The organism is Methylophilus sp. DMC14 (genome assembly GCF_056314085.1).
Genome location: NZ_JBQUZA010000002.1, coordinates 94,163 through 106,799 on the forward strand (window position 1 = coordinate 94,163; position 12,637 = coordinate 106,799).

Sequence of the window (12,637 nt, forward strand, 5' to 3'; positions counted from 1 at the left end):
CTTTAAATCTCCATTTCACTAACCAGTGGCGGTGTTTTCACAGGTAAGGTGAAAATAAAGGTCGTTCCTTTTTTCGGATTTTTTTCCGCCCAGATTTTGCCACCATGGGCATCAATAATTGCCTTGCAAATTGACAGACCTAACCCTATACCAGGAATGGATGATTCGCTACGGCCACGGGTAAACTTCTGAAAGATGCTGGCCTCCATCCCATCTGGCAATCCTTGACCTTCATCAGTAAATGACACATGGATATGTTGTTTATTTTGCTGTGCCGCAATGATGATCTCTGTGCCAAGCTCGCTGTATTTACAGGCGTTATCTAATAAGTTACTTAATACACGTTCAATCAGAATGGCATCAACAAACAGCAATGGAATATGCTCCATTGGTTTTACTGTCACCCGATGACCTTGCAGTGTCGTTTGCAAGCCATTAATAGCAGAACCGACTATTTCTTCTAGCACATGCCAATCACTGTTTAATTTCACAGTACCGGATTGCAATCTGGCCATATCCAAGAGATTCAAAACCAGATTTTGCATCCGGATCCCTTGGTCATGCAAACCAGCGATCAGCTTATACTCATTGGTTGTTACATCAATAGACTCTTTTAGTTGCCCTGTTGTGGCAATGATGCTGGTTAAGGGAGTTCTTAAATCATGCGAAATTGCGCTCAGCAGAGAGTTTCTTAAACGTTCAGTTTCCATGGAAATAACAGCATCACGAGCAATTTCTACATAGTGTTTACGCTCCAGCGCCAGCCCAATTTGCGAAGCAAAAGTATCTAGCAACTGTCGATGTTCTGGCAGATAGATATCCTGATTACTTTCTGGTGAAATCGCCAGCACGCCCCGGGTACGCATGGGGGCTTTGAGCGGGATATATAAAATTTTGCTTGAGGGTAGAGTGTCTGTACCTAATCCGGCTTGCTGTTGCCTGTCATATGTCCATTGCGCAATGCCCAGATCTACCTCAGGTAATTTTGTTTCCAGCAAAGAGATATCGTTAGACTCCGTAACCTGTGCAATTTGCAATTGTTCATTTGAATCTGGCGTCAGAATGGCTACTTTGGAATTAAACATTCTGGCAACGTGATGAATGCTGACTTCAACAATATGACTGGTAGTCATGGCTGAGGCTAATTCTTTACCCACTTCATACAATGCCAAACTGCGCTTTTCTCTGTAGTTGGCAATCATTGCCTGCTTGCGCAAACTGGAGGTCAGATTGCTGATTACTAAAGCCACTGAAAGCATAATCGCAAACGTGAGCAAGTATTGGGTATCCGAAACAGTAAAAGAAAAACGAGGCGGCACAAAGAAGAAATCAAAAATAGACACGCTCAAGAATGAAGCAGCAATACCTGGGCCTCTTCCATAACGAATAGAAATCAGCATCACGCCAAGCAGATACAGCATGATGATATTTGCCAATTCAAAATAAAGCAGCAAGACGCTGGCTACTAGTGAAGTAATGGCGCTGATGACGACCGCCCAGACATAACCTTGCCGCTTCTGGTTGTTAAAGTGCGCACTCATGCTTAATGCACTCAGTTTTGATCTTTTATGTTTGGATGATCTTTCCCTGCCCTTCATCACGATATGCACATCAATATCTGTAGCTGCTTTTGCCAGTGCATCACTGACACTAGGTTGGAAAAAGCGTGACAAAATTGATCGGGTTGGCTTTCCTATAACAATGCGTGAGACATTATGGCTAAGTGCATATTCCAATAACTTGTCGGTCACTGAGTCGCCGCTAAGATTGGCAGTTGTGGCGCCTAGTAATTGTGCCAATCTGAGCAATTCGGTAATTTCCTTGCGCGCTGCTATGCTGATATTTTGCAATGCAGGCGTTTCGATATAAGCCACCAGCCAGTCCGCCTTCAGGCTTTGTGCCAGTCGAGCTGCAGTGCGGATCAGGCTCTCAGATTCTTTGTTGGGACCGATACCAACTAAAATACGCTCATTAGCCTGCCAGATATGTTGTATCGATTGATCCTGGCGATACTCCTGCATCTGTGCATCAACGCGGTCTGCTGTACGCCTTAATGCCAGCTCACGTAAAGCAATCAGATTGCCTTTACGGAAGAAGTTTTTAAGTGCTTTTTGCGCTTGCTCCGGGATATAAATCCGGCCTTCGTCCAAACGCTGTAATAACTCTTCTGGAGGCAAATCGATGAGTACCACTTCATCGGCTAAATCAAACACGCTATCCGGAATGGTCTCTTGTACCTTTACACCGGTGATTTGAGCTACGATATCATTCAGGCTTTCGATATGCTGCACATTGACAGTGGTATACACATCAATGCCAGAAGACAATAACTCTTCAACATCTTGCCAGCGTTTCTTGTGTCTTGAGCCTTCTACATTCGAGTGAGCTAATTCATCTACCAGAATCACGGTTGGGTGAATGCGCAACGCTTCATCAATATCAAACTCTTTAAGTGTTTTATTCCGATAGGGAATTTCCTTCAGTGGCAAACATCGCAGACCTTCCACTCTTAAAGCAGTCTCTGAACGGCCATGTGTTTCGATGACACCAACGAGTACATGTACATGTTCCCGTTGCAAGGCATGCGCTGCATTCAGCATGGCGCAAGTTTTACCGACGCCAGCCGAACTACCAAAGAATACTTTTAATTTGCCTCTAAGGCTTTTCCGGTTTTCAAGATCAAGCTGCTTAAGCAATTGATCTGGATTAGGGCGTACCGCAGTTTTATTCATTTATCACAGCTTGTATGGGAAGGTGATGCTATCAGTGTAAAGGATGCAAGCCATGCACGCTATTTCCCGGCAAAGACAAAATAATCCTGACGGTCACTTTGTCTGCCAGCGCAGTAGGCACATCAAAAATCATCTGCGTTTTACCGTTCAATGCACCATTCTCTACAGTAAATACATGGATCTGTTGACCACATGTTGCAAAAATCACTTTTTTAACCAAATCTACACATTCTTTTTGAGCATACAGTTCTATCGAGGTGGTTGGCATGCGCTCAACAATTCTCTGAGCTTGTTTTGGAAATAGCTGAAACATCATCTACCTCTAGGAGCGGTTGATTTCATCCAGTGCCAGGTTAAGCTGGAGCACATTGACACGCTGTTCACCAAAGATTCCCCATTGACGACCCACCACATGTGTCATGACTAATGTTTTCACTGTTTCGTTATCCATCTGCCTGGCTTTCGCGACTCTTTCTACCTGATATAAAGCGGCTGCTGGGCTGATTTCCGGGTCTAGGCCGCTGCCTGAGGTTGTAATCAGGTCTACAGGTACTGGATGATTGCTATGTGTAGCGGCCTGTTGGATTTTTACACGCTCGCTCACTGCTTTTGTCAAGGCAGGGTTTAACGGGCCTAAATTAGAGCCGGATGAAGCTGCCGCATTATTTTGGTATGGGCTAGTAGCAGAAGGTCTGCCCCAGAAATACTTTTCGTCGCTGAAGTTCTGGCCGATCAGGGCTGAACCAATCACTTTGCCATCTTTTTTAATCAACGAGCCTTCAACCTGTTCAGGAAAAAATGTTTGACCTATGCCTGTAACCAATAGTGGATAAGCCACACCAGTGACCAAGGTCAGGCTGAGAAACATTACTAGAGAGACATGTACTATATTTTTCATGAAATTCACCTTTCAACTCACTAGACAATGCCAATTGCAACTAGCAAGACATCGATGGCTTTAATGCCGATAAACGGGACGATAATGCCGCCTAGCCCATAAATCAGCATGTTTCTTCGTAATAATGCTGCCGCGCCTATGGCACGATAGGCCACGCCATTAAGGGCCAGAGGAATCAAAACGACAATAATCAGGGCATTGAAAATCACTGCAGATAAGATGGCAGAGTTGGGGGAGCCAAGATGCATCACGTTGAGTGCAGCTAATGCTGGATAAGTGCTGGCAAAAGCAGCTGGAATAATTGCAAAATACTTGGCAATATCATTAGCGATACTGAAAGTGGTCAGCGAGCCACGCGTCATCAGCATTTGCTTACCGATCTCAACGATCTCAATCAGTTTGGTCGGGTTTGAGTCCAAGTCAACCATATTACCGGCTTCTTTTGCTGCCTGTGTACCTGTATTCATTGCTACAGCGACATCGGCCTGCGCCAATGCTGGTGCATCGTTGGTACCGTCGCCGGTCATGGCAACCAGTTTGCCTTCAGCCTGATGGTCACGAATCAACTGTAATTTCGCTTCGGGGGTTGCTTCAGCCAGAAAATCATCTACCCCTGCCTCTGCAGCAATAGATGCAGCCGTTAAACGGTTGTCGCCGGTGATCATCACGGTTTTGATGCCCATATTGCGCAATTCGGCAAAGCGCTCTTTGATACCACCTTTGACGATATCTTTCAGCTCGACTGCACCTAACACCTTTGCATCATCTGCGACGACCAGTGGCGTGCTACCACGCTTGGCAATATCGTCCACAATCCGAATCAATTCATCAGGATATGCACCACCCAGGCTAACGACATGCTGTTTGATCGCACTTGCTGCACCTTTGCGGATTTGGCGTTCACCCAGATTGATTCCACTCATTTTGGTATGTGCTGAGAAAGGCACAAACACTGCACCTAAGGATTGCATATCTCGTTCGCGGATAGCGAATTTGTTTTTAGCCAATACGACAATACTGCGGCCTTCAGGTGTTTCGTCAGCTAGCGAAGACAGCTGAGCGACATCCGCCAAAGCTTCTTCGGTAATTCCACTAATTGGGAAAAAGGCTGAAGCCTGACGGTTACCTAGCGTGATGGTTCCGGTTTTATCCAGCAGCAACACATCCACGTCACCTGCAGCTTCCACCGCCTTACCAGACACAGCAATCACATTGGCTTGCAACATGCGGCTCATACCGGCAACGCCAATCGCAGACAGCAGTCCGGCAATCGTGGTCGGGATCAGACAGACCAACAAAGCTACTAACACGACGATAGAAACAGGTTCACCTGCACCCATTGCATTGACGCTGAAGATCGACATAGGCAACAAGGTTACTGTGGCCAGCAAGAAAACAATCGTCAACGACACCAGTAAAATGGTCAATGCAATTTCATTGGGTGTTTTCTGACGCGTAGCACCTTCTACCATGGCAATCATACGGTCTAAAAATGCTTCGCCCGGATTGACGGTAACGCGTACTACAATCCAGTCAGACAGTACCTGTGTACCACCAGTGACAGCACTAAAGTCACCACCGGACTCACGGATCACTGGTGCAGATTCACCAGTAATCGCGGCTTCATTCACTGAAGCAATCCCTTCAAGCACTTCACCATCGGCTGGAATCGTATCACCTGCTTCAACCAACACAATATCGTCTTTGCGCAGTGACAGACTATCCACTAGACTGACCTTGGCCGACTTGCTGGCGCTGGCCAGTTTTTTGGCAGGCACGTTCTTCTTGGAACTACGCAAGCTGGCTGCCTGGGCTTTGCTCTTGCCTTCAGCAATTGCCTCGGAAAAGTTGGCAAAAATCACGGTGAACCACAGCCATAGACTGATCAAACCAACGAAGCCAGACTGTGTATTCACTTCGGAGAACAATCCGGCAAAGAACAAAGCTGTGGTCAGGATGCTGCCCAGGTACACCACAAACATCACCGGATTGCGCCATTGCACCTGTGGTGACAAACGCAGGATGGACTGAACGAATGCCGTTTTCAGTTGATCCATCTTCGGTAAGTTGCTAACAGTATTTGTAGCCATCAATTTACTCACTCTCTTACTTTCTTAACGTCGCATTAGTGTTGTGAAAACAACATCAAATGCTCAATGCCTGGACCTAGTGCTAGCGCTGGGATATAGGTCAATGCCCCTACCAGAATCACTGCACCGATCAACAGGCCGATAAACAGCGGTCCATGCGTAGGCAAAGTACCTAAGCCCGGTTTAATGCGTTTCTTAGTAGCCAATGAACCGGCAATCGCAAGCACTGGCACAATGATGCCAAACCGGCCAAACCACATGGCAAATGCAAGCATGAAGTTATAAAACGGGGTGTTGGCAGATAACCCGGCAAAGGCGCTGCCATTGTTATTGGCTGCAGATGAGTAGGCATAAAGAATTTCACTCAAGCCATGCGCCCCTGGGTTAGCAATACCAGCAAGACCTGGTTCAACCACCACCGAAATTGCCACTCCGATCAGTACCAACAATGGCGTTACCAGAATAATCAGTGCTGACATTTTCATTTCGAACACTTCGATTTTCTTACCTTGGTATTCAGGTGTGCGGCCTATCATCAGCCCGGCTACAAACACGGCGATCACGGCATAAATCAGCATGGTGTACAAACCGGAACCGACACCACCAAACACTACTTCGCCCAATTGCATCAACCACATCGGCATCATGCCGCCAATAGGTGTAAAGGAATCATGCATGGCGTTCACTGCGCCACAGGATGCAGCGGTGGTGATCGTGGCAAATAAGGCTGATGTCACGATACCGAAACGTGTTTCTTTTCCTTCCATATTGCCACCAGGCTGTTGCAAGGTAGAGGTAGTATCCGCACCGACACTGGTCAACACAGGGTTGCCGATCAATTCAGAACGAATCGTCACGCCAGCCATGACCACGAACATGATGGCCATTGCACCGAATACAGCCCAGCCTTGCCTGCGATCACCCACCATCATGCCAAAGGCATAGCACAATCCAGCCGGGATCAGAAAGATGACCAGCATCTGAATAAAGTTAGTCAGCGGGGTAGGGTTTTCAAACGGGTGTGCAGAGTTGGCGTTAAAGAAACCACCGCCGTTGGTGCCCAGCATTTTGATTGCTTCCTGCGAGGCAACAGGACCCATGGCAATATGTTGTGTCTGAGTTGTTGCCTGCTCGGTCATCTCGCTACCTGCAACGGCCACTTCATATTGGGTTGTTTCAACGGTTCGTGCATCGACATAAGGGTTGAAGTTCTGGATCACCCCTTGTTGCATGAAGATTGTCGCCAGCACTAATGAAGCAGGCATTAACAAATACAAGGTGGAGCGAGTCAAATCTACCCAAAAGTTACCGATGCGGTCAGTGTTGCTTCTGGCAAAGCCGCGAATCAATGCAATCACAACTGCAATACCTGTTGCTGCAGAAACAAAGTTCTGAACAGACAAGCCTATCATCTGCGTGAAATAGCTCATGGTAGTTTCACCGCTGTAACCTTGCCAGTTAGTGTTGGTGACAAAACTCACTGCCGTGTTGAAGGCAGAATCCCAAGTCACGTTGGCAAGTTTTTCCGGGTTGAGTGGCAGCCATGCCTGCAATATTTGCAACAAGAAAACAAACAGGACACCGATTGAATTAAACGCTAACAAAGCCAATGCATAAGCTTTCCAGTTCATTTCGATTTTGTGGTCTATGCCGGATAAGCGGTAAATCAGGCGTTCTGGTGCGCCTAGCCATTTGTGATCCTGCAAAGATCGTGTTTCCATGACCTTGTATATCAGCTGTCCTGCTGGCTTGGTCAGCAACAGCAACACGAGCATATACAAACCAACTTGTATAAATCCATTCGTGAACATGTTAAAAGCGCTCCGGATTGATAAGGGCGTAAATGAGATATACAAACAGGAACGCTGCTGTGACTCCGCTAATGATGTAAATCATGCTCAGTACCTCTTTAATTTCTAAAACGTCAAAAACAACTTTTGACACCTGAGTCAGGTTACGCCTTCGAAAATAAAGAAGTTGTAATGAAAAAATGCTGGCGTATAAAAAATGTATAAATACACCAGCAAGTGCGGGAGAATCGGAGTTTTAGAAACTCTCTTAGAAGGAAATGGCAAGTAAGGTAGTAGCCATCAGACTGAATCGCCACTAATTTGTAGACTCTGTTCAGCCGATTGATTGAACAGCCTTTCACAGTTAGTGGAGATCCCGAGTGAAAAAACTCGATAGATCACTCGAACCCGTGCCTCTGCTTTTATAAATTAACTGTTCAAACAAGCTCGACTTCAACGAGATTATCGCTAAACGTATTTGAGTGGCCCATGTCACCATACTCGGCTGAGCTGATACAGTTCACCGTCCCCTTGTTGAGTTGGCGCCAATAGCCCAGAGTAGCGACCACGATGCCGGGATTCACATCAGTAGTGACACGGGCGACCGCTTCAAAAGCGCCTCTTTCGTTATAGGTTTTGACCATCATGCCATCCTGCACATCGCGTGCGAGTGCATCTACCGGGTTGATCATCAGGTATTGCTCGCCCTGCACGCGGAGTTTGGATTCCATATTCGCGTATGAGGAATTAATAAAGCCATGGCTTTTTGGTGAGATGATGTTTAGAGGAAACCTGGCCGCCAGCGTTGCGTTGGTATCAGGAGCTTCCCGACTGGGCACATAGGCCGGCAATGGGTCTAAATCTTCGCCTGGCTGAAAACCGTCATACATCTGCCTGAAAGGGCCGGCGACAAAATTTTTGGCGCCTTCGACCATGAACATGCATTTACCGGTTGGGGTGGGGAAGTTCCCCTCGCGATGCGGGGCGCGGTCGTCTTTGGTGCCTACATTCAGTCTTGCAAACCCGTGCTCACGCATGTAGTTGAGGTCTATGCCTTGGCAGGCGGGTGAACTCCAATCTACATAATTTTCAAGACATTCGCTGTCGCTCCATTTGAAATTGTCTTCTTCGAATCCCAAACGCTGGGCCAAGCGCCGGAATATTTCATTGTTGGGTAAGGCTTCGCCGGGAGGCTCTATGCATTTGGTGTTGTAGGTAAGGTATAAATGGCCCCAGGATAAGATCATGTCTTCCTGCTCTGCCCCCATGGCTGCGGGCAAGACAATATCTGCATATGACGCCGTATCTGAAATGAAGTGATCGGCAACGATGGTAAACAGGTCTTCGCGCTTGAGCCCTTCGATGACCTTGTCAGTTTCGGGCGATTGGGTGACCGGGTTGGTATTCCACACCATGATCGATTTAATCGGCACCTCTAGCGGCGTTTCGCCAAGCAGCGCCCGGCCTAATTGCAGGATATTCACCACTGGCGTACCTTCAGGGATCAAGTCCGGCCTGCAAATCACGTCAAACTTGTAAGGATGCTCCCAGACTGGGAATTGCAGCGCACCGCCGCCAACGTGTCGCCAGGCTCCAATCAGGGCGGGCAATGAGGTGACAGCGCGTATCGCCTGACTGCCGCCATAACTACGCTCCAGCGCGACGCCAATGCGGATGGCGGCTGGCGGCGTGGTCGCATATTCGCGGGCAAACAGGCGAATCTGGTCGGCGGGGATGCCTGTGATGTCAGCTGCCCATTCCGGCGTGCAGGATTTAGCTCTCTCCGCCAGCTCGGCATAACCCACGGTAAATTTCTCAACATAGTCATGGTCGACCAAGTCTTCTGCAATGATCACGTGCATCATGGCCATGGCCAGCGCGCCATCGGTGCCTGGCCTGGGGGCAATATGCCAATCGGCTTCTTTTGCGGTTGTAGAGGCGAACGAATCTACCACAACGATCTTCGCCCCTCTTTTTTGGGCGTCTTTAATAATGTGCCAGTGATGCAGGTTGGTGGAGACCGAGTTACACGCCCAGATGACGATGAAATTGGCATGGATAAAGCTTTCGGGGTCCACGCCGGCGGTCGGCCCAACCGTCAGCAACCAGGCAGTACAGGAGCCTTCACCACAAAAGGTTCTCTCGCAAACGGTGGCGCCCAGCCGGTTGAAAAAGGCATCCCCGCCATTGAGTCCATGTACCAGCCCCTGATTACCCAAATAACTGACGGGTAATATGGCGCGGGGGCCTTCATGATTGATCAATGCCTGCCATCGAGCCACAATGGTATCCAGGGCCTCATCCCAGGTGATGCGCTCAAACTGATTCGTGCCTTTGGGCCCTACCCGCTTCATGGGATAGAGTAGGCGGTTGGGGTGATAATGCCGCTTTTCATAATCTTTTAATTTGACGCATAACCCGCCTCGCGTCATCGGATGATCAGGGTTACCTGAAACTGAAATCAGCTCGCCGTTTTTGACATGAAACTGCATCGCGCAAGTATCAGGACAATCATGCGGGCAACCGCCATGAAAGGTTTGGACTACATCTGCAACATCATTCATATGACACTCCAAGCGCACTGTTATATGCCGTCATGTTTTAAAAAGAATCAATGCAAGACAGGTCTGTCTATTTCAAATACTATACCCCTTGGCATGGAAATACAATGCTGCTGGATATTGATACTTTTTGTTCTTAAAGCGGATCATCGCCTGCAGATAGAAAGTTTGAACATGGGTTGCATGAATCACTATTCAAACTCGATATAATCGTTCTAGGCGATACGCAAAAAAACCAATTTTGTTTTCCCAGCGCCCCAATTTATGAATCGCCGCTTATTTTTAAGACTCAATCAATGCAAACCGCCACCCTGCGTGACTTAACCCAACACTTTAGCCAACACGGTCGACTGGAAAACATTTACCTTCGTCCAGATCGCGGTCAGCCTTGTTTGTCACCCAATCAAGCCTTAGCGATAGCAAACCGTGGATTGCAAGGGGATAGAGCCAGCTTGAGGGCGTCATCACAAGCGAATGGCAGCAAACGGCAGGTGACCTTGCTGCAAGCCGAGCATTTACAAGTGATTGCGGCACTCACGGGTCGGGCGCAGGTGGATCCGGCGGTGCTCAGGCGCAACCTGATTGTCTCCGGGCTCAATCTGCTGGCTGCTAAATCGCTGTTTAAAGATCAGCCCTTGCATCTATTGATAGGTGAAGTGGTGCTGGAGGTGACTGGCCCTTGTGAGCCATGCTCACGTATGGAGCAGGTGCTAGGGACAGGCGGTTACAACGCCATGCGTGGTCATGGCGGGGTCACGGCTCGGGTTTTAAAAAGTGGGATACTGCAGCGAGGAGACCCGGTGCGGGTGATGGTCGCTGAGTCTGCAACAGATGTGCCGTTGCAATCGTCTTTGAGCTTCTAGCAGAAGCTAGCCCGCAAAATTACTTTTTCCTGACTTGTCTTCGCCGTCTACCCCCTGACTACGCCCGGTTCAATCCCCGGCGTTGAATCAGGGGTTGATACATTTCGTGACAAAATCTTTTGCACAATAATCGCACCAATTGTTAGATTAGCTGCCTAGCAAATGCAGCACTCAATGCGGTGATGCAAGGTTACGCCCTGTAAACAGATATCACAGTGAGTCCCACCCCAATTACAAACAACTCCCGTTTGCGATTTCGAATTTTCTTTTTCTGGAAAACCAGAATCGGGGGATGGTCGCGATAAAATGCAAGTCGCGGGGGTGAATGATTGACCGCATGAAGAGATGTTTGTATTTTCAACGTTGAGCAAGCATATTGAGTCGGCTATGTCTAATAAAAAAGCGCTATTGAACACTGCAATAGGACTGATTGCCCTGGGGTTGGCACTCTGGTTCTGGAAACATCCGCGTACCGATCAAGGGGCTGAGGTGCCCCAGGCCGAGGCGCAAGCTGAGCAAGGGCATGGTCGCGGACACGGCGGCCATCATGGCCCAGGGGGAGACAAGCCCACGCCAGTGACAGCGGCCACGGTGACGGTTGCCGATATTCCGGTGACACATACGGCGCTGGGGACGGCGATTCCGTCTGCGGTGGTGACGGTGACCAGCCGCGTGGCCGGGCAATTGATTCAAGTGGCTTTTCAGGAAGGTCAGCTGGTCAAGCAAGGGCAGTTATTGGCGAAGATTGATCCGCGTCCGTTTGAAACGGCGCTGGGGCAGATTCAGGGGCAGGCAGTGCGCAACCAGGCCTTGCTCAAAAACAGCCAGATTGATTTGGAGCGCTATAAAACCCTGCAAGCGCAAGACTCGATTGCCTCACAGCAAGTAGACTCACAAGCCTCGCTGGTGCAGCAATATCAGGGTACGGTGCAGGCCGACAAAGCCTCGGTGGAAAACGCCAGGTTACAGCTCAGTTTTACCAACATCACCGCGCCAATCAGTGGCCGCATTGGCTTGCGCCAGGTCGATAGCGGCAACAATATCGACACCACCAGCCCGATTGCGGTGATCAATGCGATTCATCCTATCCATGTGGTATTTACGCTGCCGGAAGACCGCATCACGCGCCTGGTGGCACAAAGCCAGTCAAGCGCTGGCTTGCACAAACTCAAGGTAGAAGCGTGGGACAAAGGCAATACGCGGCGGTTGGCCAGCGGGGTGCTTGAGAGTATTGATAACCAGATTGATACCACCTCGGGCACACTTAAGCTCAAGGCGGCCTTTGCCAACGAGGACGACCACCTGTTTCCTAACCAGTTTGTGAATGTGAAACTGTTTAGCGAGACAATTCCGCATGCCAGCGTGATCCCGATCAATGCCTTGCAGCAAGGGCCGGACGGTGCTTTTGTGTATAAAATTGTGCCCGATACCAACGGCGAAAAAGTGGTGTTGCAAGCGGTGACGGTGGGGCATACCGACGCGGAAATCGCGGCCATTACCAAGGGCTTGCAGCCGGGTGACCGGGTGGTGAGCAGCGGCATTGATAAACTCAAGCAAGACGCCAAAGTGCGGGTCAAGGACCCGAATCACGCGCTGGATCCGGCTGAGCAGGCGGACCCAGCGCCGGCCAGTGGTGGCGCTGAGGGACAAGCATCCAAGCATAGACGCCGCGCGGCAGCCGGGGCATAAGCGGCACGCCTGAC

Annotated in this window: 9 protein-coding genes; 2 read left to right on the forward strand and 7 right to left on the reverse strand. The window is 49.0% G+C overall.

Translation table 11 applies throughout. The features are described 5' to 3' along the window. Positions 1 to 2: 2 nt before the first annotated feature. The 7 genes from ACT53C_RS04705 to ACT53C_RS04735 all read right to left on the reverse strand — a co-directional run bounded on the left by ACT53C_RS04705 (position 3) and on the right by ACT53C_RS04735 (position 10,074). A complete protein-coding gene (locus ACT53C_RS04705) occupies positions 3 to 2,732 on the reverse strand; it encodes a DUF4118 domain-containing protein (protein ID WP_476145067.1) in 2,730 nt (909 codons plus the stop codon). Positions 2,733 to 2,763: 31 nt separating this feature from the next. Continuing rightward, entirely contained in the window at positions 2,764 to 3,048 is a 285-nt protein-coding gene (locus ACT53C_RS04710; protein ID WP_476145068.1) for a hypothetical protein, read from the reverse strand. 6 nt (positions 3,049 to 3,054) lie between these two features. Then, positions 3,055 to 3,630 carry a potassium-transporting ATPase subunit KdpC gene (kdpC, locus tag ACT53C_RS04715; protein ID WP_476145070.1) on the reverse strand — a complete coding sequence of 192 codons (576 nt, stop codon included), beginning with the start codon at positions 3,628 to 3,630 and terminating at the stop codon, positions 3,055 to 3,057. Between the two features lie 20 nt (positions 3,631 to 3,650). Beyond that, positions 3,651 to 5,687, reverse strand: coding sequence for a potassium-transporting ATPase subunit KdpB (gene kdpB, locus ACT53C_RS04720; protein WP_379073642.1), 2,037 nt, complete (start codon positions 5,685 to 5,687; stop codon positions 3,651 to 3,653). Positions 5,688 to 5,755: 68 nt separating this feature from the next. Further along, complete coding sequence (kdpA, locus tag ACT53C_RS04725) at positions 5,756 to 7,531, reverse strand: potassium-transporting ATPase subunit KdpA (RefSeq protein ID WP_476145071.1); 1,776 nt, start codon at positions 7,529 to 7,531, stop codon at positions 5,756 to 5,758. A 1-nt stretch (position 7,532) separates the two neighbouring features. Continuing rightward, positions 7,533 to 7,616 (reverse strand): K(+)-transporting ATPase subunit F, encoded by an 84-nt coding sequence (kdpF, locus tag ACT53C_RS04730; protein ID WP_379073774.1) that lies wholly within the window; start codon positions 7,614 to 7,616, stop codon positions 7,533 to 7,535. Positions 7,617 to 7,947: 331 nt separating this feature from the next. Next, entirely contained in the window at positions 7,948 to 10,074 is a 2,127-nt protein-coding gene (locus tag ACT53C_RS04735) for a molybdopterin-containing oxidoreductase family protein (protein ID WP_476145073.1), read from the reverse strand. 293 nt (positions 10,075 to 10,367) lie between these two features. On the opposite strand from ACT53C_RS04735, the gene ACT53C_RS04740 reads away from it, so the two are divergent. Further along, complete coding sequence (locus ACT53C_RS04740; protein ID WP_476145075.1) at positions 10,368 to 10,934, forward strand: MOSC domain-containing protein; 567 nt, start codon at positions 10,368 to 10,370, stop codon at positions 10,932 to 10,934. Between the two features lie 387 nt (positions 10,935 to 11,321). After that, positions 11,322 to 12,623, forward strand: a complete 1,302-nt coding sequence (locus ACT53C_RS04745; protein WP_476145076.1) for an MdtA/MuxA family multidrug efflux RND transporter periplasmic adaptor subunit — start codon at positions 11,322 to 11,324, stop codon at positions 12,621 to 12,623. Positions 12,624 to 12,637 lie beyond the last annotated feature (14 nt).